The sequence below is a fragment of the Gemmatimonas sp. genome (assembly GCF_044376735.1).
GTDB lineage: Bacteria > Gemmatimonadota > Gemmatimonadetes > Gemmatimonadales > Gemmatimonadaceae > Gemmatimonas.
Map to the genome: position 1 here is coordinate 20,631 of NZ_JBILKJ010000020.1, position 25,931 is coordinate 46,561.

Here is a 25,931-nt window from a genome sequence, read left to right on the forward strand (position 1 = left end):
TGGCGGGCGAAAGTCACGAAGGAGTTACTACCTAGACTCGCAACCTACGCCCCGCCCCTTACAAGGTCAAGATGACTGGAGCGCAATGACGCCCAACTGCCGTCCCAGATCTCCGCCCCGATGGCTAAAGAAGCGGTCGCTGTGACAGCGCGTACAGGCAGGACTGACGGAAATCTGGTCGATGCCGCGCCGCCGAGCCTGATCGAGGAGCACCTCACGAACATCGAGCTGACCTTTTCCTGTTGCCGGAATTCCACGGACCGCTCGCAGGACTTCAGGGCCAACTTCGTAGCACCCGCCGCAAATCGATGCACCGAGGTGCACGACACACTCATCGGCGGGAAAGCCCATCGCGCCGAGCGCATCGAGTCCGACGTCCAGAATGCGGGCGGCCGTTCCCCGCCAGCCCGCGTGCAGTGCGGCGACCGCCCCACCGGGGTGCGCCACGAACACCGGCGTACAATCCGCGATTGTCACGGCCAGCGCTGTTCCCGGCGTGCTGGTGACGTGCCCATCCACTCCCCGCAGGCGCAGCCATCCCCGCCAACCACCGCCGTGCTGTTCCACGATCGCCCCATGTACCTGGTGGGCGGTCGCCAGCCGGTCGATGTGGAGGGCGGCAAGTCCGTCCTGCAGGCGCGCCCATCGGTCCATGACATCACCGACCGATTCCGGCGATCCCATCCCGAACGACCCGTCGGCGCGGGTCGTGGTCCACGCCCAGACGCCATCGGGCATCCCTGGAACCGGCAACGCGGATCCGAGCGGCATCAGGCTCATCGATCCCGCCGAATCAGCGGGCGCTGAGTTCGACGCGACGGATGCGGGCGCCGAGCGCGCCGAGTCGCTCCTCGATCCGCTCGTAGCCACGCTCGATCTGCTGAGCATTGTTGATGACGCTCGTGCCGTCGGCACAGAGGGCCGCCAGCAACATGGCCATGCCGGCGCGGATGTCAGGTGACTCCACCGTGCTGCCCCGGAGTTTGGTGGGACCGGACACAATGGCGCGGTGCGGATCGCAGAGCACGATACGGGCGCCCATACTGACGAGCTTATCGGTGAAGTAGAGGCGCGACTCGAACATCTTTTCGTGCATGAGGATCATGCCTTCACACTGGGTCGCGGTGACAATCGCAATGGACATGACATCGGCCGGGAACGCGGGCCACGGCTGATCCTCAAGCTTCGGCACATGTCCGCCGAGGTCGCTTTGGATCACGCGCGACTGCTCGGCGGGTACGATGAGATCATCGCCGTCGATCAGGCAGGAGATGCCGAGGCGTTCGAACCCCATGAGTGTGCTGCGTAGGTGCTCGACGCCGGCCCGTTCAATCCGGAGTGCCGAGCGGGTTACCGCCGCGAGTCCGATGAACGATCCCACTTCGATGTGGTCAGGGCCGATCTCGTGCGTTGCACTCCCCAGCGGCAGGCCGCCTTCAATCGTGTACACGTTCGAACCAATGCCGTCGATGCGTGCGCCGAGTGCGACGAGGAAGCGGGCGAGATCCTGCACATGGGGTTCGCTCGCCGCGTTGCGGAGGATCGTGCGTCCCTTGGCCGCGACGGCCGCCATCAGCGCGTTCTCGGTCGCCGTGACGCTGGGCTCATCGAGAAAGACGTCCGCGCCAACGAGCGCCTTGGCGGTAAAGCGGAACCGCTCGCCCAATTCGTACTCGGCCCCAAGCGCCTGTAGCACGTGGAAATGGGTATCGAGCCGGCGGCGGCCGATGACGTCGCCGCCGGGCGGCGACAGCGTGACGGTGCCGCAGCGTGCGAGCAGCGGAGCGGCCAGGAGGATGGAGGCGCGGATTCGCGCGCACATTTGCGGATCGAGATCGGCGGCTTGCACCGACTTCGCGTGTACGCGCAGCGCATTCGGGCCGTTCCACTCGCAATCCGCACCAGTGGTGCGCACGAGTTCGACGAGCGTCTCGATATCCCGAATGCGAGGCACGTTGTGCAGCTGTACCGGCTGATCGGTCAGGAGCGTGGCCGCCACGATGGGCAGGGCGGCATTCTTGTTCCCAGCGGGACGGATCGAGCCGTGAAGACGCTGACCCCCTTCGACAATAAACTGAACGGCGGACATGCACGTGGGGTTGAACGCGGCGATGGAAGGGAGTGGTCGGGCGATCGGAAGGATAGCATCGGATAGATCGTCACGCACGTCCCCGGCCTGCGGGACCGAATGCGGAGTCCGTCCGTCAGCGATTCCCCCCTTCCCGACCCCGCCGGCAGCCCTTAGATCACGTGTATGCTCTTTGCCAGTGCGCTGCCGGCGCGGCTGCTGCAGGCCGCTATGCTCCCCGACACCATCATCACGCGCACGATCGCCGAGCGCGGCGTGCTCGAGTGGACGAGCGGCGTGCTCCAGATCGTCGTGCTCATCCTCGGCGTCGGGGTACTGATCGCGACGATTCTGTTGCTCCTGTCGATGCGCGCCGGTCTGCGGAAGTTCAACGCAACCATCGATCGCCTTGCCACGGAGACGACGCCGCTGCTGGCGAGCGCGACGGCGATGGTGGGCGATGCGAGGGGCATCGTGTCGATGCTCCGGAGCGATGTGGAGCGAGTCAACGATGCGGCCGAAGCGCTGAGCGAGCAACTGCTCGACGCTGCCGACCGGACCGCGCGGCGCGTGGACGATGTCAACGCGGTGCTGGATGTGCTGCAGGACGAGTTGGAAGACACCGCACTCGCGGCCGCATCGGCGATCCGCGGCGTGCGGGTGGGCGCGGGGGCGATGACGGCGGCGCTGAGCCGCCCCCGGCCGCGTCGTACTCCTACCCCTGTGGATGCCGACGACGACTAAATGCGCCGAGCCGTTCGGCCGCCGGGTCTGGATAACCGGGGGGCTTGCGGTCGTAGTCGCGCTGATTCTGTTCCCAACGGACGCCTGGGCTTGGACTCCGGGGACCCACGTGTTCCTGGGTGACGCGCTCCTTCGGAACCTCTCGCTCGTGCCGTCGGCGATCGGGGAGCTGTTGGCCGCCTATCCCACCGACTTTCTGTACGGGTCCATTGCGGCGGACACCAGCATCGCCAAGAAGTACGCCGAAGTCGGCCGCCACTGTCATTCGTGGCGGGTAGGGCTCGAGATCCACGACGAGGCGGAACCGCCCTCGTTGCGCGCCTTCGGCCTCGGCTATCTCGCACATCTGGCAGCGGACGTTGTCGCCCACAACTTCTTCGTACCGCGTCAGCTGGCCGTGACGTCAAGCACGACCGCGCTCGGCCACAGCTACTGGGAAAGCCGAATCGATACGCATCTGGGCGATCCGTGGCCGCGTCGAGCTCGCGAGCTGTTGTCGGTCGATCACTCGACGGCGGATCACCATCTGGATCGAATCCTGAGCCCAACGCTCTTCGGCACCCAGACCAACCGTCGCATCTTCCGCGGTATGGTGTATGTGACCGACAGCGAATCGTGGCAGCGCATCTTTCAGCTCGTCTCGGAGAAGAGCCGCTGGGACTTGAGCGATGCCGAGGTCGGGCGCTACATGGCGCGTTCCTTCGACTATCTCGTCGACGTGTTCAATCGCTGGGACCAGAGCGATGCGTTTCGCTTCGATCCGTCGGGTGACGGTCCACTGCGCGACGCGAAAAAGGTCCGTCGTCAGGCGAGGCGAGAGGGAGGCGATGTCCGCGCGGCGCTGGAAGCCGATCGCTTGTTCGGCATGCCGGAAACGGCCCTTCGGCACGCGGCGTCGCTGCCAACACCGCTGTTCACTCCGCGCGAGCGGCCAGCAGCTGATTGACCTTTCTGGGGTCGGCGGCCCCTTTCGACTTCTTCATGACCTGACCGACCAGCACGCCCTGCAGCTTGCGCTCACCGGCGATAAAGCGTGCCGCCTCGGTCGGTGATTCCGCGAAGACTTCGTCGATCCAAGCTACGAGTGCCGAGTCGTCCGATACCAGTAGCAACCCATCGCGCGTAGCGATTTCCAGCGGCCCAGCCGGTTCGCGCTCCATTACCGCGAAGATCTGACGGGCCGCCGTGTTGGAGACGTCCCCCTTCGCCTCGAGCGTGATGAGCGCACCGAGACGGACAGGATCGACGGCATGATCGAGCAGCAGCCCGCCCGACGCGTTCACCGCGGCGAGGACGGGGCCGAGCATCCAGTTGGCAGCGCGCCGTGCATCGCCCGACGACGAGGCGACGGCCTCGAACCGGTCGGCCAGCGTGCGGTTCACAATGAGCTGATCGATGTCAGCGGCGCCCAGACCGTACTGCGACGCAAACCGATCGCGCTTGGCGGCGGGCAACTCGGGGAGCGCGCCATGCTGGCGCTGCACGAACTCGTCGGTGAGCACGAGAGGCGGTAGATCCGGTTCGGGGAAGTACCGGTAATCGTGACTGCCTTCCTTGCTGCGCGCGGAGCGCACCTGATTGCGCTTCTCGTCGTACAGCAAGGTTTGCTGCTCGACCCGCCCACCGCTCTCGAGGATGGCGCGCTGGCGTGCGAACTCGACGTCGATGGCGCGCTCGGCGGACGAGAATGAATTGAGATTCTTGACTTCCGTCTTGGTGCCGAGCGTCTGCTGACCGCGCGGGCGGATCGAGATGTTCACATCCACGCGCAGCGAGCCTTCCTCCATGTTGGCATCGGAGACCTCGGTATACTCGAGGATCTGCTTGAGGCGACGGAGATAACTGACGGCGTCGGCGGCGGAGTGAATCTCCGGCTCGGACACGATCTCGATGAGTGGCGTACCGGCGCGATTCAGGTCGATCGCCGTGGCATCGCGGAAGCGATCGTGCACCGACTTGCCGGCATCCTCCTCCATGTGCACCCGATGCACGCGAATCGCGCGCGGCGGCGTGGCCGTGTCCTCCACGACGATCGTTCCGCCCGTCGCGATGGGTTGGTCGAACTGCGAGATCTGATAGCCCTTCGGCAAGTCGGGATAGAAGTAGTTCTTGCGCGCGAAGACCGACGTGTTGTGGACGGTACAGCCAAGCGCGAGTGATGCCCGCGTGGCGAGTTCGACGGCGTGCGCGTTCAACACCGGAAGCGCTCCGGGTAAGCCGAGGCACACCGGACAGGTGTTACGATTTGGCGTGTCGCCGAACGACGTTGGGCAGCCGCAGAAGATCTTGCTGCGTGTTTTCAGCTGGCAGTGGACCTCGAGCCCGATGACCAGCTCCCAGTCGACGGCCGTGCCGGTGGCCTGTCGTTCGCTGCTCATGCGTCGGCCTCCCGGGCCAACGCATCCTCGAGCGCCGCGGCCGCCTTGAACATCGTGGCTTCATCGAAGCGCGCCGCCATGAACTGGCCGCCGACGGGCAGGCCGTCAACGCGCCCAATGGGCTGCGACATGGCCGGAATACCGGCAAGGTTGGCTGTCACCGTGTAGATGTCGCTGAGATACATGTCGTACGGATCGGACACCGCACCGATTCGGAACGCGGGCGTCGGTGCCGTGGGCGTGAACAACACCTGCACCCCCTCGGCGAAGACGCGCTCGAAATCGCGTGTAATGAGCGCACGGACGGTCTGGGCGCGACGATAGTACGCATCGTAGTAGCCCGCGCTCAGCACGTAGGTGCCCAGCAGAATTCGGCGGGTCACTTCGGCACCAAAGCCGCCCGAACGCGTCCGTTCATACATTTCGCGCAGGCCGTCGGCGTTTCCCCGTCGCCCGTATCGGACACCGTCGTATCGCGCGAGGTTGCTGGATGCCTCGGCCGCCGCGAGCACGTAGTACACTGGAATCGCGAGCGACGTATGCGGGAGCGACACGTCGCGCACGTCAGCACCGAGCGCCCTCAGGCGCTCGAGGGAGGCGTCGCAGTGGGCGCGAATACGGGGATCGAGGGCGTCGGTGAAGTACTCGACCGGCCGACCGACCACGAGTCCAGCGAGCGGCAGCTTGCTGTCGGCCATGACCGCCGCCTGCCGCAAAGCAGGCACGGGCCGCGAGGAACAGGTGGCATCGTACGGGTCGTGGCCGGCGATGATCTCGAGGCCAAGCGCGGCGTCGACGACGTTCTGCGCAAACACGCCGACGTGATCGAGCGACGAGGCATAGGCGACCAAGCCGAATCGACTGACGCGCCCGTACGTGGGCTTCACGCCGACGATTCCACAGAACGCCGCGGGCTGCCGGACGGAGCCGCCGGTTTCGGAACCGAGCGCGAGGCGGACCACACCCGCCGCCACCGCCGCCGCCGACCCGCCGGAGGACCCGCCGGGAACCCGGGAGCGGTCGACGGGATTCTTCGTTGGGCCGAATGCACTGTTCTCGGTGGACGACCCCATGGCGAATTCATCCATGTTCGTCTTGCCAATCACGATGGCCCCGGCGTCACGCAGCTTGCGCACCGCGGTCGCCTCGTACGGGCTCACGTAGCCCTCGAGCAGGCGGGAACCACAGGTGGTCGGCAGCACGAGGGTCGCGAGATTGTCCTTGACGGCGACCGGCACGCCGGCGAGTTCTGCCGCGTGGCCATTACGCGTGTGTGGTTCGGCGGCGATCGACACCGAGGCCGCGAGCGATCCTTCCCGATCGACCGAAAGGAACGCGTTCAGCCCGGTGGGGCCGGCATCGACCCCGTCGTATTGTGTCCAGGCCGCTTCGACCGAATGCGCTTGCAACGATTCCACGCTCATGCGTCGCCTTCGGCATCGATGGCGCCGGCCGATGCGCCCGCCTCACCATGCGTGGCCAGTCGCGGCACCAGAAAGAATCCGTCGCGAGTCGCTGGTGCAAACGCCTCCCGGGCACGCTGAAGTACAACCGGCGGCGCGTCGTCGGCCCGCAAGGGCATGCCGGCCACGGTCTGCTCGCCGAGGTCGGTGGGGATCGTGGCCTGCTGCAGCGCATCGATGTGCTGCAGGATGCCGTTCAGTTCAGCCACCACACCGGGCAGACGCGCCTCGTCGATGGCGAGGCGCGCGAGCTGCGCCACGTGGAGGACGTCTTCATTCGTAACTGACACCTACTCCCACCCGCGTTCGAGTTTGGCCTGCGCCAGCACCAACGTCTTCCGGCCGATCTCCTCGTCTTCGAAATCGATCCGCACCTTGAGGTCGCGCCCACTGCCGGTGAGTTCAGCGATGGTGCCCGATCCGAACTTCGCGTGCCTCACCTTCTCGCCGACGGCGAACATCGGCGCATCCTGCGATTCATCCTCGGGCTCGGTGGGGCGATCACGGCGCGCCGGCGAGGAGAACGCGCCGGCCGACTTGCCGAACGAGGTGCCACCGGCGCCGTACGATGCGCTGCCATACGCTCCGCCCGCGCGCTTGGCGCCACCGCCGTTGGCGCTGTAGCTGCTGCGTCCCCACGAATCGTCCGCGTCGCGCCCAGACTGGCCACCGCCGACGGAAGCGAACCCCCCTCGGCCTTCGGCCTTGGCTCGGGCGGTCTTCTGTCGCTCCGCCAGCGAGATCGTGACCTGCTTGAGAAAGCGCGACGGCATGGAGAACATCATCTCGCCATTCCGGCGTCGCTGTTCGGCACAGGTGAGATACAGCTTCGTTTCGGCGCGCGTGATGCCGACGTAGAACAGCCGGCGCTCCTCCTCCAGCTGCCCCGGATCCTCGGCCGCCCGCGCGAGTGGGAAGAGTCCGTCCTCGAGCCCGGAGACGAACACGAGGGGGAACTCCAACCCCTTCGCGTTGTGCATGGTCATGCAGGTGACGGCGTCCGCGTTGGGATCGAGTTTGTCGATACCGGCCACGAGCGTGGACGACTGCAGGAAGTGATCGAGCGGCGTGAGTCCCACCTCACCGCCTTCGTCGGCCACGACTTCCGCGGCGCCGGCAATCAGTTCGCGCACGTTCTCGATACGCTCCTGCCCTTCGGGCCCTTCGGCGCGCAGGTGATCGGCGTACTTGATCGACGCGGCGAGATCGCGCAGCAACTCGTCGACGGCCGAATCCACCGCGGCGGCGCGCAGCCGCTGCACGAGCGACACGAAGTCGGCAAGCGCCGTCCGCGCGGCGGGCCGCAACTCGGCCACCACATCGCTGCGGGACGCGATGGTGAGCAGGGATACGCCTTCCCGCTGCGCGCGCTCGACGAGTAGCGTGATCGTGGCGTCACCGAGGCCACGCTTGGGCACATTGACGGCCCGACGAAAAGCCTCATCGTCGGCAGGATTCGCGACCAGCTTGAGGTACGCCATAATGTCGCGGATCTCGCGACGATCATAAAAGCGAACGGCGCCGACGAGGCGATAGGGGATATTGCGACGACGGAACGCGTCTTCGATCGCGCGGCTCTGCGCGTTGGTGCGATACAGCACCGCGCAATCGCGCCTCGAGAGATCGGAGCGAGACATGCGTGCGGCGATCGTGTCGGCGATGAAGTCGGCTTCGTCACGCTCGTCGAGCGTCTCCGTGAGCGTGACCGTCTCGCCGGCCGGCCGTGTGGCACGCAGCGTCTTCCCGCGCCGTTCGGTATTCTCCGCGATCACGGCGTTGGCGAGCGCGAGGATGTTCGGCGTGGAGCGGTAGTTCTCCTCGAGACGCACGATACGCGCCCCCGGGAAGGCGCGCTCGAAGTCGAGGATGTTCCGAATGTCCGCGCCACGCCATCCGTAGATGGACTGGTCGTCGTCGCCGACGACCATCACGTTGCGGTAGCCGCCGCCCATGAGCTGAACGAAGCGGAACTGCGCGGCATTCGTGTCCTGATACTCGTCGACGAGCACATACTTGAAGCGACGCTGATAGTGCGCCCGCAACGCCTCGTCCTGCTCGAGCGCGCGGACGGGCAGCACGAGCAGATCATCGAACGTGACGGCGTTGGCTTGTTGCAGCGCGTGTTCGAGATCGGTGTACACGCCAGCGACGGCGGTGGTGAAGGTGTCGCGTGCGGTGCGCGCGTATTCGCTTGGCGAGACGAGCGCATTCTTGGCACTGGAGATCGCGCTCAGGATCGCCTTCGGCGCGAACTGGGTGGGGCTGAGCTTGCGTCGCTCCATCACGCGCTTGACGGCGCCGATGGTATCGTCTTCATCGTAGATCGTGAAGTTCTGCTCGCGTCCCACGATCGGCGCGACCCCGCGGAGCATGCGGGCGCCGAGGGCGTGGAATGTTCCGCACCACATGCCCTTCGGTTCGTGGCCAAGGAACTTGGCGATACGCGCCCGCATCTCGCCGGCCGCCTTGTTCGTGAAGGTGACCGACAAGATCTCGTGGGGCGCCACGCCGCGATCACCTATCAGGCGGGCGATGCGGGTGGTGAGGACTCTAGTTTTGCCGGAGCCCGCACCGGCGAGCACGAGCGCCGGACCGTCGTCGTGGAAGACGGCCTCGCGCTGCCCCGGATTGAGCCCACGTGTGAGCGCTTCGAGATCGAGCGCGGGTGCGACAGGCACCGCGTCAAACAGAGAACCGGACCACGCCGTCGTGTTCATCCGTTCAAGATAACGTCGAACGCTGCGCCGCGGTCGGTGTCGGCGAGGAGCAGCTTCCCCTCGTGATTCTCCTGCACGATCCGCCGCGCGAGTGACAGCCCGATGCCCCAGCCGCGATCCTTGGTGGTGAAGCCGGCGTCGAAGATGCGCTGGCGCAGCTTGCGGGGAACGCCGGGGCCATCGTCCTGTACGCGAATGCGCACACCACCCTCCGGCAGCGGCACCGCCGACACGACGACCTCCCCGTCCCGGCCGGCGAGGGCATCGATGGCGTTCTTGATCAGCACCTCCATGACCCACTCCAACAGCACTTTGTCACCACGGGTCATCAACGGGCCGTCGGGGTGCTCACTGCGAATGCGGACGGTGCGCGCGAGGGTGGGCGCGCGGGCGGCGAAGTACGCCGCCAGGCGATCGACGAGTGCCGCGCAATCGACCTGTTCGTCGCGCGGCGGACGGCCGATCCGCTCGAACCGGTGTGACACCCGCTCCAAGCGCTGCAGATCCTGCTCCATCGCGTCGACGGCGCGGGTCGCGCTGGCCGTCGTGACCATGTCGCGCAGGAGTTCGAGCCATCCCGCCATGGCCGACAGCGGTGTGCCGAGCTGATGTGCCGCCTCGCGTGCCATTCCGGCCCACAGCTTCTCGCGATCAGCACGCCCTCGTTCGACGAGCGCATAAATGCCGAAGGCGACGAGCAAGCCGATGCCGATCGCCTGCAGCACCGGAATGATCTGCAGGCCGCGCACGATCGGGCTGTCGCCGTAGTGCACGCCGCCCACGCCGGGTTGCAGGATTGGCGCGTTCCGGCGGTCGAGTTCATGCACGTACGCCTTCGTGCGTACGCCGTCGAGCGGTTCGTCGAACGGCAAGTTCGCGACGGCCGACACATGCCCGTCGGGATCGGTGAGGACGAGGGGCAGCCCCGATTCACGAATCTGCTGAGAGAGCTCCAGCAGGGTCACCGTGGGATCCTGGGTGGCGCTGGTGTCCTGCAGCGCCCGGAAGATCCGGGAGTACATCTGCCCTTGTCCCGCCGCGGCGACGCGAAGCTGTCGCACGACGCTCTGGGTATACACGACGTACCACGTGAGCAGACCGAGCACGCCGAGCGCCATGACAACGACGGGCCATCGGCGACGACGCATCGGAAACCGCGCCTAGCGCAGTTCGGCGCGCCCGAGGTACGGCTGCAGCGCCTCGGGAATGCGGACGGAGCCATCGGGCTGCTGGTGATGCTCGAGCAGGCTCGCGATGATCCGCGAGAAGGCGAGCGCCGACCCGTTGAGCGTATGCACCAGCTTCGGCTTCTCACCGGGGGCCGGACGAAAGCGAATGTTGGCGCGTCGCGCCTGGAAGTCCGTAAAGAGACTGCAGCTCGAGACTTCCAGCCACTTCCCAACACCGGGCGCGAAGACTTCGAGGTCGTAGGTCTTGGCGCTCGAGAAGCCGGTATCGCCCGCAGCGAGCAGCACGACGCGATACGGCAGTTCAAGCCGCTTCAGGATGGTCTCCGCCTGACCCGTGAGTAGTTCCAGCTCGTCCAGCGACGAGTCGGGATGGGCGTAGCGAACCAATTCGACCTTGTCGAATTCGTGCACGCGCAGCAGGCCGCGCGTGTCCTTGCCGGCCGCCCCAGCCTCACGACGGAAGCACGCGCTGAAGGCACAGAAGCGCTTCGGCAACTCGCTCGCATCGAGAATCTCGTCACGGTAGAGATTCGTGACCGGGACTTCAGCGGTCGGAATGAGGAACAACTCGTCTTCAGTGACGGCGTAGGCGTCTTCCTCGAACTTGGGGAAGTTGCCGGTGCCGGTCATGGAGGCGCGATTGACGACGAGGGGGACCCAGGTCTCCTCGTAGCCGTGTTCCTCGGTGTGGATATCGAGCATCATGTTCATCAGGGCGCGCACGAGACGCGCGCCCCGGCCACGATACACGATAAAGCCGGATCCGCTGATTTTCGCGCCACGCGCGAGGTCGATCATCCCGAACGCCTCGCCCTTCTCCCAATGCGGCACGATGGACGCGTCGGGTGTGCGCGGGGTGCCCCAGCTACGCACGACGGTATTGGCGGTCTCATCACCCTCCGGGACGTCGGGCAGCGTGATGTTCGGGAGCTCGTAGAGCATGACCGACACGGCCGCCTCGGTTTCGGCCCGACGCTGTTCGAGCGTCGCGATCTGCTCGCCGATCGCCCGCCCCTCCGCCATGAGTTCGGTGGCGTCGAGACCTGCTTTGCGACGCTGCCCAACCTCCGCGGTCACCTTGTTCCGACGCGCCTGCTGGGCCTCGAGCTCGGTGATCGCGGCGCGGCGCTCCCGCTCGAGAGACTCGGCGCGGTCGAGCATGGGCGCGAGTTCAGCGAGCTTCCCGCGACGACGCATGCCATCGCGCAGGTGCTCGAGCTGGTCGCGCAACAACCGAATATCATGCATGCGCAAATCAGTTCTTCGGGATACCAACCGTCAGCCCACGGAAACCGCAATTGCGGTTCACCAGTGAGCCGACCACGATGCGCCGCTGCGCGGCGATGATGCTATCGACGACGAGCTTCGCATAATACGGCTCGCCGTAAATGCAGCCGGAACCGGGCAGCTGCAGAACGACCGTTTCGCCGATGCCGACGACGAGCGTGGAATCGACCGTGTAGCCGCGCTCGGGCGCGCGCTCGAGGGCGCTGTAGGCGGTCGACGACTTGAGCATGCCGACGCTCGCGACACCGGCGGGGGGAAGCGGCACGACCTCGCGGACCGGCAGTAGCTTGACCTTATTGTCGGCCGTCAGATCGAAGGCCACGTCGAAGTTGACGCTGCCATTCGACAGCAATTGGGGACGGGCCAAGAGCTCGGACGTGAACTTGTACGCGGCTGGGAGCGCCGATGCGGTGCCGGTGAGCGCGTACACGCTGTAATTGCGCGCGGTGTTCTCGGACGACGCTGCGTTGAGCAGGGTGTTCGAGTCGCCGCAGGCGACGAGGGCGACGGCCGCGACGATCAGGGCCGGAAACGACATGGCGCGCCGAGCGACTCGAGGCGCGCCGAGGAAACGAGCGAGCAGGGTGACTCCCATGGTCGGAAGCGATAGCGGTGCGAATGTGGAGGTTACCGCTCAACTCGTGTCCGGGCAAGCGCTTGGTGCCGCATTGCGGCCGCCACCGCGTGCGCATCCTCGCTTGACTTCACCCCGCTTCGCAACCAGCGTTCCGCCATGCCCACCATTCGCGATCTCGTCAGTGCGTTGCGCCACCGCGACGGTGTGGACGCCGCTATCGTTCTCGGGCGCGACGGTCTGCTGATCGACGGCGCCACCGATGCCGCGTTCGACCCCGACGGCTTGGCGGCCTTCGTGCCACCGATGGCGCTCGCCGCCGTCGAAATGGGCGCCGCTGGCGGTCGTGGCGACTTCGGCCTCATGGTGCTCGAGTACGCCCTCGGCACCGTCGTCGTGACCGCGGTGTCCGCCGACGCGTTTCTCCTCGTGCTCCTGCGCCCGGAGGCGAATCTGGCGGCGCTGCTGTACGATCTCCGTCGCTTCCGGGCGCAGATCGCCTCGCTGGTCTGAGCGCGCACGCCCGTCCCGATGCGTGCTGAGCCGGCCACCGGCGTGACCGTGCTCGTGGTGGACGATGAGCCGCACATCGGTCGTATCATCCGTACGCGCCTGGAGCAAGCCGGCTACGTGGTCCTGCTGGCGGAGCGCGGGACCGACGCCCTGTCGCGACTGGAGTCGACGTCGGCGATCGCGCTGGTGGTGCTCGACCTGATGCTACCCGGGATCTCCGGGACGGAAGTCCTGCGCATCCTGCGCGCCGACAATCGGTGGCGGGCCGTTCCGTGCATCGTCCTCACGGCAGCAGGACAGGATGCGCAATTGCGCGAAGTCGAATCTCTTGGCGTTTCCGAAATCATGACGAAGCCTTTCAGCCCTCGGCGTCTGCTGGAGCGGGTCCGCGCGCACCTGGAGACCACACCGACCGCGCCGGCGCTGCCGACGCACGCTCCTACGCCGGTGGTCCCATGAACCGCTGGAACGTGGTCCTCGCCGGTGGCGTGGGCTCCCGTTTCTGGCCGCTGTCCACGCCCGAGCGGCCGAAGCAGTTGCTGCCGCTGGTCAGTGCCTCGCCGATGCTCCGGGACACGATCGAGCGGATGCGGCCGCTGGCCCCGCTGTCGCAAACACTGGTCCTGACGAACGCGTCGCTCCGGGATGCGGTGCTGGCGCTCGAGCCGGACTTGCCCCCGGAGAATGTGATCGCCGAACCGCGACCCGCGGGCACGTGCGCGGCGCTGGCGTGGGCGGCGCGGGTCATCGCGCAGCGGGCGGGCGCCGACGCCGTGATGATTTGCGTACATGCCGACTGGGCGATCGGGGATGTCGACGCCTACCGGGACACACTGGCTGAGGCGGCCCGGGTGGCGTACGAGGAGCGGGCACTGGTCACGGTCGGCATCGTGCCCTCACGCCCGGATCCAGGGTTCGGCTACATCCAGCCCGGAGCTCCGGTACGGGCGGGCGTTCAGCGCGTCGCGCGCTTTGTGGAGAAGCCGGACCGCGCGCGAGCGACGCAGATGGTCGCCGATGGCTTCCTCTGGAACTCGGGCATTTTCGCGTGGTGCGTGGGTGATCTGCTCGAGGAGATTCGGGTGCATACGCCCGAGGTGCAGCCGGCGCTCGCGGCGGCCGGCGATGATCTGGCGACGTATTTCTCACGGGTCGAATCCGTGGCCATCGACGTGGGGGTTCTCGAGCGGAGCGCCCGTGTCCTGGTGCTCCCGGGGCAGTTCGGATGGGATGACGTGGGGACTTGGGCTGCGCTGCATCGCGTCCGGGCGCTGGACGCGCAGCACAACGCGATGCTCGGCCCCACGTTCGCCCTGCAGGCGACGGGGAACGTGGTGCACGCCGACGGCACCCAGGTGGTGCTCTATGGCGTAGACGACCTCGTGGTGGTTGCGCGTGAGGGGCTGGTGATGGTGACGACCCGCGAGAAGGCCGCCGACCTCAAGACGCTGCTCGACGCGCTCCCCGCCGAGGTGCGCGGGTCGTGATCGCGCTGTTCGATGACGCGGTCGCCCGACGCTTCGAGCCATTCGCCACCAGCCGACCGCTGGGCGAGATGCGGGCGGGCGCACTGCTGATTCGCGAGCGATGGGAGATGGCGCTCGGGGTGGAGAGCCGTGGATTCGTGTCGGCACCGCATCTCCACGGTTTCGCGGAGTTCGACGCACCGCCGTTCCTGAACGGTCAGGCGCTGCCCGCCGGCACCTGGCTGGTGAATACGCGCGCGCTGCCTTTCCTCGATGGTCGCACGACCGCCCCGGCGCCGACGGCGTTGGTGGTCACGATCAGCGGCCGAATCGCCGCGCTCCGACTGGACGTGGCGATGCGGGACGAGCGCGCCCTCGCAGCGCTGGCGGATGGTTCCTTCGCGCTGACGGGCGACCGGGCGCTCCCCGACGGCACCGGTGATGCCGCCGACGCACTCGAGCTCGACGGCGTGTGGCTGGACGCCGTCTGGGATCTGATCGGCACCCTGCAGCCGCTGCTCCAACGCGACATTCCGGCGCTTGCCTCGCGACTCACGGTGGCCACGCTGCACGGCGGCACCAGTGCATTGGCCACCGTGCTTGGCAGCCACCCGGTGTATGCAGAAGCGGGCGCCACGATTGAACCGATGTCGGTGTTCGACACGAGTGCGGGGCCGGTGCTGCTGCGACGCGGGTCACAGGTGCAGGCGTTCACGCGCATCATCGGTCCGTGCTACGTCGGCCGGGACAGCGTAATCACCACCGACCGTATCGCCGGGTCGTCGATCGGTGACCGCTGTCGTGTACACGGCGAACTGTCGACGTCGATCTTCATCGGCCATGCGAACAAGGGGCATGACGGGTTCGTGGGGCACTCCGTGCTCGGTCGGTGGGTCAACTTGGGGGCCGGCACGATCACCAGCAACCTGAAGAACACGTACGGCGCGGTCGCCCTCTGGACCCCCGATGGCGTGCGCGACACAGGCCTGCAATTTCTCGGCACCTTGTTCGGCGATCACGTGAAGACCGGTATCGGACTGCGGTTGACCACCGGCTGTGTGCTCGGGGCCGGCGCCAATGTGTTTGACACGATGCCGCCGAAGGCGGTTGCCCCGTTTTCCTGGGGCGGTCGGGAACCGTATGCGGCCTTCGACGCGGCGAAGTTCGTACAGACGGCCGAGCGCATGATGGCGCGACGCGACGTCGCACTCACCGATGACGCGCGCGCGTGGTGGACAGCCGTTCACCTGATGGGTACTGCCGACCGGCGGTGGCCGCGAGACTGATCGCGATGCTTCGCGTCACGGTGCTCGGCAGCGGGAGCCGCGGCAACGCCATGCTGATCGACGGCACCAACGGCGCGGTCCTCGTGGACGCGGGCTTCGGCCCACGGTCGCTCGCGCGTCGTCTGCAGGCGGCCGGCCGTCATGCCAACGAAGTGGCCGCGTTGCTGCTGACGCATGAGCACACCGATCACGCCAGTGGCGCGGCGGCGGCGTGCGCGCGCTGGGGGTGGCCGGTGTACGGGTCCGCCGGCACCCTCGACGCGCTGGGTACCGCGTCCGACGCCGCCTCACGGCCGCTCGACGCGCGGGCCTATGTGGACGGCAGTGCCACGACCGTCGAAGGGTTTCTGATCGAGACGACCTCAGTGCCGCACGATGCGCGCGACTGCCGTGCGCTGGTGATCACGGATGCGCACAGCGGCGCGCGCGTCGGCATTGCGATGGACGTGGGACGCGTGCCTGACCACTTGCCCGCGGCGTTCGAACGTCTCGATGTGTTGGTCGTGGAGTCGAATCACGACGAACAGATGTTGGCGAAGGGCCCGTATCCGTGGATACTGAAGCAGCGGATCAGCGGGGGACTCGGTCACTTGTCGAACGGTGCGGCCGCCGCATTCGTGGGCAGGTGTGCGCATCGCGGGCTGCGCGGTGTGCTGCTCGCGCATCTCAGCGAGACCAACAACCTGCCCGCCCTGGCGATTGAGCGAACGCGGGAGGCGCTCCGTCGAGCGGGGTGGACCCGAGATGCCGTGGCGGCCGCGTCGCAACAGCTCCCGCTCCCGCCGATGACGTCGTCGGGTGACACGGCGCGCGTGGTGCGCGCGCCGCAGTTGTCGCTCGGCTTCTAGCCCGGCGATCGCGGCCCTGGACGCAAAACGGGCGCCCTCTCGGGCGCCCGTTCGGTTTCCTGCGAGAGCCTGAACGGCTTAGTACATGCCGCCCATGCCGCCACCACCGCCGTGGCTGTGGCCACCGGCAGGTGCCGCCGCTTCCTTCTTCTCGACGATCAAGGCTTCGGTCGTGAGCAGGAGCCCGGCGATCGACGCCGCGTTCTGCAACGCGGTGCGGGTCACCTTCGTCGGGTCAATGACGCCGGCCTGCACGAGGTCTTCGTACACGTCGGTCAGCGCGTTGTAGCCGAAGCTGGTTTCCTTCGCCGTGCGGATCTTCTCGACGACGATGGAGCCTTCACCACCGGCGTTCTGCACGATCATGCGGAGCGGCTCTTCGATCGCGCGACGCACGATGTCAACACCGATCTGCTCGTCGCGCTCGGCGACCTTCACGTCCTTGAGCACATGCTGCGCGCGGATCAGCGCGACGCCGCCGCCCGGGACGATGCCCTCTTCGACCGCGGCACGCGTGGCGTGCAGCGCGTCTTCAACGCGGGCCTTCTTCTCCTTCATTTCCGCTTCGGTCGCGGCGCCGACATTGATGACGGCCACACCACCGGCGAGCTTCGCGAGGCGCTCCTGGAGCTTCTCACGATCGTAATCCGACGTGCTCTTCTCGATGGCACCACGGATTTCCTTGACGCGTCCTTCGATGTCCTTCGTATCGCCGGCGCCGTCGATGATCGTGGTGTTGTCCTTGTCGATCACGATCCGCTTGGCCGAGCCGAGGTCGGTGAGGACCGCGTTTTCGAGCTTGAAGCCGACTTCGTCGGACACGACCTGTCCCTTGGTCAGCGTCGCGATGTCCTGCAGCATCGCCTTGCGACGATCGCCGAAGCCCGGCGCCTTGACGGCGACGACGCGCAGCGTGCCACGGAGCTTGTTCACGACGAGCGTCGCGAGGGCTTCGCCTTCGATGTCTTCCGCGATGATGAGGAGGGGCTTACCGAGCTGGGCCACCTTCTCGAGCACCGGGAGGAGATCCTTCATGGCCGAGATCTTCTTGTCATGAATCAGGATCATGGCGTTCTCGAGGACCGCCTCCATCTTCTCCGGATCGGTGACGAAGTACGGCGAGAGGTAGCCGCGGTCGAACTGCATACCGTCGACCGTCTCCAGCGTCGTCTCGAGGCCCTTGGCCTCTTCGACGGTGATCACGCCGTCCTTACCGACCTTTTCCATCGCTTCTGCGATGAGGTTTCCGATCTCGGGGTCGTTGTTCGCCGAGATGGTACCGACCTGCGCGATTTCCTTGCGGCCCGTGGTGGGCACGGAGATCCGCTTGAGCTCTTCGACGATGCTCGCAACGGCCTTCTCGATGCCGCGCTTGAGCGCCATCGGGTTGGAGCCGGCGGTCACGTTCTTGAGGCCTTCACGGAAGATCGCCTGGGCGAGCACCGTGGCGGTCGTCGTGCCGTCACCGGCGAGATCCGACGTCTTGGTCGCGACTTCCTTCACCATCTGCGCGCCCATGTTCTCGATCGGATCAGCGAGTTCGATTTCCTTCGCGACCGTGACGCCGTCCTTGGTCACGGTGGGGGCACCGAACTTCTTGTCGATGACGACGTTGCGGCCCTTGGGTCCGAGCGTGACCTTCACGGCCTCGGCGAGCTGATCGACACCACGCTTGAGTGCCGCGCGCGCGTCTACGTTGAAATGCAGTTCCTTGGCAGCCATAGTTGCGATTTACCGTTGAGTGGTTCGAAGACGATTAGCTGATGACCGCGAGCACATCCGACTCGCGGAGGATGAGCAGCTGCTCACCATCGATCGTCACTTCCGTCCCGCTGTACTTCCCGTACAGGATCTTGTCGCCGACCTTCACGTCCATCGGGACGCGGGTCTCCTTCTCGAAGCGGCCCGGGCCAACGGCCACGACAGAACCCTGCTGCGGCTTTTCCTTGGCGGTATCGGGGATGTACAGTCCACCGCGCATCTGTTCCGCTTCTTCGCTCGGCTTCACGACGACGCGATCCGCGAGCGGCGCGACCTTGGCGGCACTCTGAGAGGCCATAACTGTGTCTCCTGCGTATGTGTCAGGGATCGAACGAGGAACAAGCTCGATGTTAGCACTCACCTGAGTCGAGTGCTAACGATGGGAAGGTAAGCGGCGCGTCCACACCCGTCAAGCGGACCGTGGCACCGTCGTCATCTCGTAACATGAAGCGATAGAATCAGTTACAGAGCACTTCCCGCTGCCGAATCGACATCGCCCTCGCTGAAATGGCATGACACACCCGGGGCGGCATGCCAGAAAGACAGCATCGTCTGTCGGAGAAATCCCGGCGACGACAATCCGCGCGGTGGCGCCGCTTACGGCTCGCCGGCGAACACCAGCGAACCGCTTCTCGCGGCATACAGGGCGCCGCGCGGCTCGGTGATCAGGAGTGCACCGGTGGCATCGATCCCCATGGCCCGTCCGACTCGTGGCTCGGTAATGTCGCGGCCGTACGCCAGATCCCGCGCGGCCCATTGCGCGCACTCCTCGGCGGTCAGGCTGCCGCCCTGTGCGGCGGCCTTGCGCATGGCCGGCAGCATCGCGCGCAGCAGGTCATCTCGCGGCTCGTCCGCACGGACGGATGCCGCCCCGGGGAATGCGTCGGGCACGCGCCGGTTCACGCCGACGCCGATCGCCACCCATTCGGGGAGCGATTCACGCCAGCGCGCCTCGATCAGAATGCCGGCCAGCTTCCCGGCCCCGATGTAGAGATCGTTGGGCCACTTGAGCGTGATGCGTCCGTCGCAGAACGGCTGCAGTGATTCGGCGAGGGCAAGACCGGTGCGCAACGCGAGGACGTCGAGCGCGCGTTGATCACTCGGGCGTTCGATGAGCGTCATCCAGATGCCGGCCTCCGGTTCGGACGCCCAGGTTCGGCCTCCGCGCCCACGACCGCCATCCTGCGCATCTGCGAGCACGAGGGTGCCCGCTTCCGCCCCGGCCTGGGCAAGGCGATGCGCCTCGTCCATGGTGGATCCGACCCGAAGACGGTGTTCGAGCAGGACGAGCCCGCATTCGCTGGCGAGCGTGGGGGACGGCGCGTGCATCACGCGCGGGTCGCGATCGTCGCAAAGACCACGGCAGCGAGGACGATCCGATACACGGCAAATACACCGAAGCTGTGCTTGCTCACATAGCGCAGGAGCACGGTAATCGCCAACCAACTGCTGATCGCGGCGGCCACAACACCGGCGACCAGTGGTGCCGAAATCCCCTCGGAGCGCACCGCCTCCGGCACCTTCAGGACGACGGCCGCAAGCGTGATGGGCATGCTCATGAGGAAGCTGAAGCGCGCCGCGCTGGGGCGATCGAGCCGGAGTAAGCGCCCCGCCGTAATGGTGGAACCGGAGCGGGACACGCCGGGGATGAGCGCGAGCACCTGCGCGCAGCCGACGATGATGGCGTCGCGCATGGTGACTTCCTCGATCATCCGGGCGCGCGTGCTCCAGCGATCGACGGCCCAGAGCAGCACCCCCATCACCACGAGGGTGGTGCCGATGATCATCGGCGAACGGAAGGTGGTTTCCGCCAGATCGTTGAGCAGCAGGCCACCGACACCGCCGGGGATCGTGGCGACCACGAGATAGACCAGACGCCGGTCATGCACCGTGTCTACACGACGGGTGGACGCGATATGCCACGCGCTCTTCGTCATATCGATCCACTCGGCGCGGAAGTACCACACGAGCGCGATGAGGGTACCGAGATGGAGGGCAACATCGAAGGCGAGACCGGGATCGGTCCACCCGAGAAAGTAGGGGGTCAGCGCCAGATGGGCCGAGCTCGAAATCGGCAGCAACTCGGCCAGTCCCTGCACAACGCCGAGCACCACGGCCTGAAAGATCGTCACGCTGTCATCCACCCGCGGGAGAAACCTGCACTCATCGACCGGCAACCGCCGATGCGAGGGTACGCTCATAGAGCGCTTCGTACTGGGCGACCACCGCGTCTTCGGAGAAGCGCGTTCTCGCGTCGGCCGCGGCCGCGGTGCTCATGCGCTGCCACATTACGGCGTCCGTGAGCAGGCGCACACCGGCCGCCGCCATCGCGTCCACATCGCCGACCTCACACAGGAAGCCAGTTTCACCGTCGGTGACGACTTCCGGGAGACCACCTGCCCGCGCGCCGATGACCGGGACGCCGGACGCCAAGGCCTCGAGCGCACTCAGGCCAAACGACTCCTGGTCGCTGGTGAGCAGAAAGAGGTCGGCCCCCGCGAGGAGCGGGGCGATCGCGTCGATCTTCCCGAGGAACAGCACGTGTTCGGCGATGCCGAGATCGCGGGCTTCCGCTTCGGCCTCGACGCGCTCCGGACCATCGCCAATCATCACCATCACGGAGGGTACGTGCGCGTTCACCCCCGCAAAGACGCGTACGACATCGCGCACGCGCTTGACCGGACGGAAATTCGAAATGTGCATCAGCACCTTTCGTCCGGTCGTGATCTCGGCCGGGATCGGGAACTGGTGACGGCTGCGATCGTACAGCGCCGGATTGATAAAGTTCGGGATGACGTCGACCTCACAGCCCACGCACCCGAAGGCGCGATAGGTCTCATCGCGCAGATAGTCGGACACGGCGGTCACGCTGTCGGACTTTTCGATGGAAAAGCGCGTGATGGTGTAGAACGAGCGTTCCTGTCCGACGATGGTGATGTCGGTACCATGCAGCGTGGTCACGACGCGCACATCAGCGTTCCCCTCACGCAGCATCTCGCGCGCGATCCACGCGCTGGTGGCATGCGGAATGGCGTAGTGGCAGTGCAGGATGTCGAGCTGGTGATCGCGCACGACTTCGTGCATGCGCACGGCGAGGGCCAGATCGTACGGCGGATACTCGAAGAGCGGATAACGCCCGACATCCACCTCGTGAAACCAGACCCGTGGCAGGAAACTCGGCAGGCGGAACGGCTGCTGATAGGTGATGAAGTGCACTTCGTGGCCGCGCGCGGCGAGGGCAATACCGAGTTCGGTCGCGACGGCGCCCGATCCACCATAGGTCGGATAGCAGGTGATCCCGATCTTCATGTGTTCCTCGACTGCATCGCGTGGTGCGCGACGGATTCCTCGTGATCCCACCAGGCGAGCGCCTGTTCGAGCGCGTCAGGCGCCTCCGGGTCGATGCGCGTCACCTGCTCCGCCGGCAGCTGATGCCGGAACCACGTCCGCTGCCGTTTGGCATACTGCCGCGTTTCGATGATCACCCGATCGATGGCGGCATCGAGCGGGCGCGGTCCGCCGGTGCCCTCGAGCGCATCGCGCACAACCCGGTAGCCGCTCGCCGACCATGCCGGTGCGTCGGGGGCGATCGTGTGCTTCAAGCGTTCAACTTCCTGCACGAATCCGTCAGCGATCATCTGGTGCACGCGGTGAGTGATCCGGTCGGCCAGCACGGGGCCCGGATCCACCACAAGATACCGTGTGGATGCCGATATCGAGCCTTCGGCGCTGGCATCTGGTGCGGCGCAGGGGCCGCTGTCTGGCCGGAGGGCATCGCTGAGACGTGTTCCGGCAAGCAGCGCCGTTTCCACGGCCCGAAGCAGTTGCGTGCGGCCCAGATGGGCGCGCGCCGGGTCGAGCCGACGACACCAGCGCATGAGTTCGTCGAGCGAACACGCGGCCAGCCAAGCGGCCAGTGCCTCGCGTCGGTCAGGATCGAGTGCCGGCACGGCATCCAAGGGCGACAGCAGCGCCCGCACGTACAGCCCGGTCCCGCCGACGATCAGCGGCGGCGTTCCCGCCAAGACGGCCTCGTCGCACCAGTGACCCGCATCGGCCGCCCAGCGATGCGCCGAGTAGCGGTCGGTGGGTGGCACGACGTCCACCCCGTAGTGCGGGATCGCCTGTCGGTCGGCGCGCGAGGGTTTTGCGGTGCCAATGTCGAAGCCCTGATAGACCTGCCGTGAGTCCGCACTCACGATCGCCAAGCCGCGCGTCCGCGCGAGATGCATGGCCAGCGCCGACTTTCCGGCGGCCGTCGGGCCCACGATGATCCGACGTCCCATGGCCGACGACAGAACGGGCGGGCCGGTGTGCACGACGGTCACTTCCGGCCGAAACGCCGGTCGAGCTCGTCCCACGACAAACGGACAATGGTGGAGCGACCGTGCACGTCGTGCGCCGGCAACTTGGTGTTGGCCAGCGCGACGTACAGGGCGCGCATCTCGCCCGGCGACATGACATCGCCCGCTTTGATGGCCGCTTTACAGGCGAACGTGGCGGCGAGCCGCTCATGTCGCTTGGCGTCGCCAGCCGCGCGATCGCCCGTGAGCGCGGCAAGCGTTTCGCGCAGACACCGTTCGGCATCAAACCGCGGATGCGGCATGGGCACGGCGTTGACGAGCAGCGAATGTCCGCCGAATCCTTCCATCTCGAACCCGAGCTTCTCGAACGACGCGCGGTTCGCCTCGAATGCGTCCGCTTCGTCGGGACCGAGGTGCAGTGTCATGGGAAAGAGCAACCGCTGCGATGGCGCTTCCCCGCGCTCGAGCACGCCGAGGAAGTCCTCGTACAGCACGCGTTCGTGCGCCGAATGCTGATCGATGAGGATCACGCCGTCCTCATGCTCGAACATGAGATACATACGCCGCAGTTGTAGCAGCGGGGGCACCGCGATTGGCGCGTCGATGACCCCGGCCGCACCGGAATCGACGGCGGCCGCCGCCGTCCCGGCCGGCGCGTCGCTCCCGCGGGCCGACGGATAGGGTTCCGGCGCCTCCGGTGTGGCGAACAGTCCTTCGGCAGCCGGCGTGGCACGTAGCGCCGCGGGCTCGATGCCGTGCACGTCATCACGCCATGCGGGGGCGGCGGCGGGCGCCCAGGTACGCCAGCCAATCCCGGCACTGGCATCGAACAGGCCGAGCGCGCGACGGACCGCATTCTCCACGGCCCGCTCCGTGGGCCATCGATCGCGAAGGCGCACCTCGGATTTGGCCGGGTGCACGTTCACATCGACATCCCCTCCCGGCACGTGCAGCGACAGCACGAGCGACGGGCGCACACCGGACGGCAGTGTGGACCGGTAGGCAGCTTCGGCGGCGCGCACGATGCCGTGATCGCGCACGACACGTCCATTGATGATGAGCAACACGCGACGTGTGGCCGTACCGACATCGGCCGGGCGCTCAACCATACCCGTGATGTGGATCGGCCCTTGGACATCGTCAATATCGACGAACCGTTGCACGTCGCGATGTCCCCAGAGCTCGGCGAGTCGCGCGCGCAGCGTGGGTACGGCCGGCAAGTCGAGCGCGACTTTGCCATCGTGTCGCACGGTGAAGTGCACGTCACGACGCAGGGCGCCAATGGCGTGCATGGTGTCCATGATGCCGCGCCATTCCGATCGTGCGCTGCGCAGGAATTTCTGGCGCGCTGGCGTGTTGTAGAAGAGGCGCTGCACCGAGACGGTGGTGCCACGACGACGCGTCGCGTCGCGTGTTTCGAGCACGGCACCAGCCGCGGCGCGCACCTGCGTGCCGCCGCCGTCTTCCGATGCCGTCTCGATCAGCACCTCGGACACGGAGGCGATCGCGGGCAACGCTTCACCGCGGAAGCCGTAGCTCCGCACGCCAACGAGCTGCTCGGCCGCCGTGATCTTCGATGTGGCGTGGCGCGAGAGACAGAGCACGGCATCCTCGCGATCCATGCCACTGCCGTCATCGGCGATGCGGATCAGTGCGCGGCCACCTTCCTCGATGGTGACATCGACCGTAGTGGCACCGGCATCGAGCGCGTTCTCCACGAGTTCCTTGACGACCGACGCGGGCCGCTCCACGACTTCACCGGCCGCGATCTGGTCGGCAACAGCACTGGAGAGAATGGCGATCCGGGACATACGGCAAGCTACCGAATCACCGCAGGCGATACGAGCGGGGTCGTTCGTCCCGCCGGGATCCAGCCGCGACGTCCATCGGCGTGCAGGACCTGTAACCATCCGTCGCGGGCCGCTTCCACGCGCACGACGTCACCCGTGGCCAGACCACCCATGGCATTCGCGTCATCGCCCGGGGCGGTGCGCATGGTGTCCGGACGTCGAACGACGAGGACACCGGTGGCATCGAGTTCACGATACCCCCAGGCGGCCGCGGCCCCGGTCCCGACAGCGAGCAGCAGCGCGAAGACGGCCACGGTCGAGGCGAATCCCATCCACGCCGATACGTTGCCCCGACGTCGACGAACACGCACGACGGCAAGCAGTATCCATCCCAACAGCCAGGCCACGATGGTCGCCAGCACCAGTGGCGGCACCGGAATCATTGGCACTTCCGCCACGCCACCGCGCGCGCCGGCGGGGAGGGACGCGAGCCGCTCCTGTAAGTCGACGGCAACGGGCTCGAGACGGGCGGCACGCTGCCACGCGATCACCGCCGCGACGGTATCGCCGGCGGCCCACGCGGCGGCGCCCCAGTTGGTCAGGAGATCTGCATCGGCGGGGCGCGCGTCAGCCGCTTCGGCAAACAGCTCCGCCGAGCGCGAATACTGCCGCTGCTCGTATAACGCCGTAGCGCGCGCGACGGTGGCCTCGAGCGCGCCGGGGGCTAGACCAGAATCGACTGCCGGCAGCACGGGGGGCGCCGGTACGGTTTGCGCAGGTCGCTGTACCGGCGCCGATACCGATGCACGCTGGAGGGCCGCCATCGTGCGCAGCGGGGCGCCGACGGCGGCGGCACCCAGCGCCAGGTACAACGCGAAGCGTGCCTGCGCGTGCCTGGCCGCACGGATCGAACGCGCGTGCCTGACCGCCTCGGCGTCGATGCGCGCGAGCAACGTTTGGGCTCGTGCCATCAGGGCGTCGCGGCTGGCCACCTGCGGTGGCGCCGCGCTGAATCCCTGCTCCGCCAGCGCGTCGAGCAGCGTGAGTAACGCCGTGGTCGTGGCGCGCGTGACACCACGGCGTCGGGCAGCGCGTTCGACGTCGCGGCGCGACACGAGCGCTTGGGGCGACACCTGCAGTCGCTGCGCGAGCGCATCGAGTAGTGTGCGACGGGTGTCGCGTGCATGCTCACCGGCGTCATCGCCGGTTGTGCGGCGCGAGTCCATCCGCGCCGCCGTCACGGTCACGGATTGGCGCGCGCGACGGGCGCCGCCGACGCGCGCGCCGATCGTGAGCACGAGCCACGGGAGCGGGGCCAACACGAGCACGACGATGAGCGGTACGCGCCACGTGGCCACCTGTTCGGCGAGCGACGCGTTGGACGCGCCACGCCACGCTCGGAGCGGCACCACCGAGACGTTATCCCCCTCAGTCGTCGTGGCCAGCGAGCCATCTTCGACCGCAAGCGCGCGCGGTGCCGTTTCCGCATAGACGTACTCACCGCGATACGGATCGAAGTAGCTGTAGCGAAGCGTTGGCAGT

General features: G+C 66.9%; 24 protein-coding genes. 7 read left to right on the forward strand and 17 right to left on the reverse strand.

Translation table 11 applies throughout. From position 1 onward, the window contains the following. Positions 1-66: 66 nt before the first annotated feature. Positions 67-771, reverse strand: coding sequence for a polyphenol oxidase family protein (locus ACIRA7_RS05185; protein WP_396219762.1), 705 nt, complete (start codon positions 769-771; stop codon positions 67-69). A gap of 22 nt (positions 772-793) precedes the next feature. After that, entirely contained in the window at positions 794-2,089 is a 1,296-nt protein-coding gene (gene murA, locus ACIRA7_RS05190) for a UDP-N-acetylglucosamine 1-carboxyvinyltransferase (protein ID WP_396219763.1), read from the reverse strand. A gap of 165 nt (positions 2,090-2,254) precedes the next feature. Here murA and ACIRA7_RS05195 point away from each other — a divergent pair, with 165 nt between their 5' ends. Both ACIRA7_RS05195 and ACIRA7_RS05200 read left to right on the forward strand, forming a co-directional pair. Further along, the gene (locus tag ACIRA7_RS05195) at positions 2,255-2,812 is read left to right on the forward strand and encodes a hypothetical protein (protein WP_396219764.1); all 558 of its coding nucleotides are present in this window, start codon (positions 2,255-2,257) and stop codon (positions 2,810-2,812) included. Positions 2,813-2,921: 109 nt separating this feature from the next. Continuing rightward, positions 2,922-3,758, forward strand: coding sequence for a zinc dependent phospholipase C family protein (locus ACIRA7_RS05200; RefSeq protein ID WP_396219765.1), 837 nt, complete (start codon positions 2,922-2,924; stop codon positions 3,756-3,758). Here ACIRA7_RS05200 and gatB read toward each other — a convergent pair. Genes gatB through ACIRA7_RS05235 form a run of 7 tightly spaced genes read right to left on the reverse strand, consistent with a single transcriptional unit; the run spans position 3,727 to position 12,442 of the window. Beyond that, on the reverse strand, positions 3,727-5,190 hold the full coding sequence (gene gatB / locus ACIRA7_RS05205; protein ID WP_396219766.1) for an Asp-tRNA(Asn)/Glu-tRNA(Gln) amidotransferase subunit GatB: 1,464 nt from the start codon (positions 5,188-5,190) through the stop codon (positions 3,727-3,729). The two genes, ACIRA7_RS05200 and gatB, sit on opposite strands and share 32 nt — an antisense overlap. Then, positions 5,187-6,614 carry an Asp-tRNA(Asn)/Glu-tRNA(Gln) amidotransferase subunit GatA gene (gene gatA / locus ACIRA7_RS05210; protein WP_396219767.1) on the reverse strand — a complete coding sequence of 476 codons (1,428 nt, stop codon included), beginning with the start codon at positions 6,612-6,614 and terminating at the stop codon, positions 5,187-5,189. The genes gatB and gatA overlap by 4 nt, the downstream gene beginning before the upstream one ends. Continuing rightward, entirely contained in the window at positions 6,611-6,943 is a 333-nt protein-coding gene (locus ACIRA7_RS05215) for an aspartyl/glutamyl-tRNA amidotransferase subunit C (protein WP_396219768.1), read from the reverse strand. The genes gatA and ACIRA7_RS05215 overlap by 4 nt, the downstream gene beginning before the upstream one ends. Further along, positions 6,944-9,331 (reverse strand): ATP-dependent helicase, encoded by a 2,388-nt coding sequence (locus ACIRA7_RS05220; RefSeq protein WP_396219769.1) that lies wholly within the window; start codon positions 9,329-9,331, stop codon positions 6,944-6,946. A gap of 35 nt (positions 9,332-9,366) precedes the next feature. Beyond that, positions 9,367-10,518 carry a sensor histidine kinase gene (locus ACIRA7_RS05225; RefSeq protein WP_396219770.1) on the reverse strand — a complete coding sequence of 384 codons (1,152 nt, stop codon included), beginning with the start codon at positions 10,516-10,518 and terminating at the stop codon, positions 9,367-9,369. A 12-nt stretch (positions 10,519-10,530) separates the two neighbouring features. Next, positions 10,531-11,808, reverse strand: coding sequence for a serine--tRNA ligase (gene serS, locus ACIRA7_RS05230; RefSeq protein ID WP_396219773.1), 1,278 nt, complete (start codon positions 11,806-11,808; stop codon positions 10,531-10,533). A gap of 7 nt (positions 11,809-11,815) precedes the next feature. After that, positions 11,816-12,442 (reverse strand): hypothetical protein, encoded by a 627-nt coding sequence (locus tag ACIRA7_RS05235; protein ID WP_396219774.1) that lies wholly within the window; start codon positions 12,440-12,442, stop codon positions 11,816-11,818. A gap of 138 nt (positions 12,443-12,580) precedes the next feature. On the opposite strand from ACIRA7_RS05235, the gene ACIRA7_RS05240 reads away from it, so the two are divergent. Genes ACIRA7_RS05240 through ACIRA7_RS05260 form a run of 5 tightly spaced genes read left to right on the forward strand, consistent with a single transcriptional unit; the run spans position 12,581 to position 16,534 of the window. Continuing rightward, a complete protein-coding gene (locus ACIRA7_RS05240) occupies positions 12,581-12,934 on the forward strand; it encodes a roadblock/LC7 domain-containing protein (protein ID WP_396219776.1) in 354 nt (117 codons plus the stop codon). 18 nt (positions 12,935-12,952) lie between these two features. Beyond that, positions 12,953-13,393: a response regulator transcription factor gene (locus ACIRA7_RS05245; RefSeq protein WP_396219777.1), complete on the forward strand. Its 441-nt coding sequence runs from the start codon at positions 12,953-12,955 to the stop codon at positions 13,391-13,393. Then, a complete protein-coding gene (locus tag ACIRA7_RS05250; RefSeq protein WP_396219778.1) occupies positions 13,390-14,421 on the forward strand; it encodes a mannose-1-phosphate guanylyltransferase in 1,032 nt (343 codons plus the stop codon). Before ACIRA7_RS05245 ends, ACIRA7_RS05250 begins: the two co-directional genes overlap by 4 nt. Further along, on the forward strand, positions 14,418-15,686 hold the full coding sequence (locus ACIRA7_RS05255) for a putative sugar nucleotidyl transferase (protein WP_396219779.1): 1,269 nt from the start codon (positions 14,418-14,420) through the stop codon (positions 15,684-15,686). The genes ACIRA7_RS05250 and ACIRA7_RS05255 overlap by 4 nt, the downstream gene beginning before the upstream one ends. A gap of 5 nt (positions 15,687-15,691) precedes the next feature. Beyond that, on the forward strand, positions 15,692-16,534 hold the full coding sequence (locus tag ACIRA7_RS05260; RefSeq protein ID WP_396219780.1) for an MBL fold metallo-hydrolase: 843 nt from the start codon (positions 15,692-15,694) through the stop codon (positions 16,532-16,534). Positions 16,535-16,612: 78 nt separating this feature from the next. On the opposite strand, the gene groL is transcribed toward ACIRA7_RS05260, so the two are convergent. From groL to ACIRA7_RS05300, 8 genes are all read right to left on the reverse strand, one after another. Then, a complete protein-coding gene (gene groL / locus ACIRA7_RS05265; protein WP_396219781.1) occupies positions 16,613-18,256 on the reverse strand; it encodes a chaperonin GroEL in 1,644 nt (547 codons plus the stop codon). 34 nt (positions 18,257-18,290) lie between these two features. Next, positions 18,291-18,593 carry a co-chaperone GroES gene (gene groES / locus ACIRA7_RS05270; RefSeq protein WP_396219782.1) on the reverse strand — a complete coding sequence of 101 codons (303 nt, stop codon included), beginning with the start codon at positions 18,591-18,593 and terminating at the stop codon, positions 18,291-18,293. A 299-nt stretch (positions 18,594-18,892) separates the two neighbouring features. Beyond that, positions 18,893-19,624: a biotin--[acetyl-CoA-carboxylase] ligase gene (locus tag ACIRA7_RS05275; RefSeq protein WP_396219783.1), complete on the reverse strand. Its 732-nt coding sequence runs from the start codon at positions 19,622-19,624 to the stop codon at positions 18,893-18,895. Next, positions 19,624-20,427 (reverse strand): undecaprenyl-diphosphatase UppP, encoded by an 804-nt coding sequence (uppP, locus tag ACIRA7_RS05280; RefSeq protein ID WP_396219784.1) that lies wholly within the window; start codon positions 20,425-20,427, stop codon positions 19,624-19,626. Before uppP ends, ACIRA7_RS05275 begins: the two co-directional genes overlap by 1 nt. Before the next feature lie 31 nt (positions 20,428-20,458). After that, the gene (bshA, locus tag ACIRA7_RS05285; RefSeq protein ID WP_396219785.1) at positions 20,459-21,604 is read right to left on the reverse strand and encodes an N-acetyl-alpha-D-glucosaminyl L-malate synthase BshA; all 1,146 of its coding nucleotides are present in this window, start codon (positions 21,602-21,604) and stop codon (positions 20,459-20,461) included. Continuing rightward, a complete protein-coding gene (miaA, locus tag ACIRA7_RS05290) occupies positions 21,601-22,623 on the reverse strand; it encodes a tRNA (adenosine(37)-N6)-dimethylallyltransferase MiaA (RefSeq protein WP_396219786.1) in 1,023 nt (340 codons plus the stop codon). Before miaA ends, bshA begins: the two co-directional genes overlap by 4 nt. Next, positions 22,620-24,410, reverse strand: coding sequence for a DNA mismatch repair endonuclease MutL (mutL, locus tag ACIRA7_RS05295; protein ID WP_396219787.1), 1,791 nt, complete (start codon positions 24,408-24,410; stop codon positions 22,620-22,622). Before mutL ends, miaA begins: the two co-directional genes overlap by 4 nt. 8 nt (positions 24,411-24,418) lie before the next feature. Beyond that, a partial coding sequence (locus ACIRA7_RS05300) for an SH3 domain-containing protein (RefSeq protein ID WP_396219788.1) occupies positions 24,419-25,931 on the reverse strand: 1,513 nt, incomplete at its 5' end.

Bases quoted from the DNA above. Each gene is read 5' to 3' on its own strand.
- ACIRA7_RS05185 (WP_396219762.1), bottom strand. From the start codon at position 771: ATGCCGCTCGGATCCGCGTTGCCGGTTCCAGGGATGCCCGATGGCGTC.
- murA (WP_396219763.1), bottom strand. From the start codon at position 2,089: ATGTCCGCCGTTCAGTTTATTGTCGAAGGGGGTCAGCGTCTTCACGGC.
- ACIRA7_RS05195 (WP_396219764.1), top strand. From the start codon at position 2,255: ATGCTCTTTGCCAGTGCGCTGCCGGCGCGGCTGCTGCAGGCCGCTATG.
- gatB (WP_396219766.1), bottom strand. From the start codon at position 5,190: ATGAGCAGCGAACGACAGGCCACCGGCACGGCCGTCGACTGGGAGCTG.
- gatA (WP_396219767.1), bottom strand. From the start codon at position 6,614: ATGAGCGTGGAATCGTTGCAAGCGCATTCGGTCGAAGCGGCCTGGACA.
- ACIRA7_RS05225 (WP_396219770.1), bottom strand. From the start codon at position 10,518: ATGCGTCGTCGCCGATGGCCCGTCGTTGTCATGGCGCTCGGCGTGCTC.
- serS (WP_396219773.1), bottom strand. From the start codon at position 11,808: ATGCATGATATTCGGTTGTTGCGCGACCAGCTCGAGCACCTGCGCGAT.
- ACIRA7_RS05235 (WP_396219774.1), bottom strand. From the start codon at position 12,442: ATGGGAGTCACCCTGCTCGCTCGTTTCCTCGGCGCGCCTCGAGTCGCT.
- ACIRA7_RS05240 (WP_396219776.1), top strand. From the start codon at position 12,581: ATGCCCACCATTCGCGATCTCGTCAGTGCGTTGCGCCACCGCGACGGT.
- ACIRA7_RS05245 (WP_396219777.1), top strand. From the start codon at position 12,953: ATGCGTGCTGAGCCGGCCACCGGCGTGACCGTGCTCGTGGTGGACGAT.
- ACIRA7_RS05250 (WP_396219778.1), top strand. From the start codon at position 13,390: ATGAACCGCTGGAACGTGGTCCTCGCCGGTGGCGTGGGCTCCCGTTTC.
- ACIRA7_RS05260 (WP_396219780.1), top strand. From the start codon at position 15,692: ATGCTTCGCGTCACGGTGCTCGGCAGCGGGAGCCGCGGCAACGCCATG.
- groL (WP_396219781.1), bottom strand. From the start codon at position 18,256: ATGGCTGCCAAGGAACTGCATTTCAACGTAGACGCGCGCGCGGCACTC.
- groES (WP_396219782.1), bottom strand. From the start codon at position 18,593: ATGGCCTCTCAGAGTGCCGCCAAGGTCGCGCCGCTCGCGGATCGCGTC.
- ACIRA7_RS05275 (WP_396219783.1), bottom strand. From the start codon at position 19,624: ATGCACGCGCCGTCCCCCACGCTCGCCAGCGAATGCGGGCTCGTCCTG.
- bshA (WP_396219785.1), bottom strand. From the start codon at position 21,604: ATGAAGATCGGGATCACCTGCTATCCGACCTATGGTGGATCGGGCGCC.
- mutL (WP_396219787.1), bottom strand. From the start codon at position 24,410: ATGTCCCGGATCGCCATTCTCTCCAGTGCTGTTGCCGACCAGATCGCG.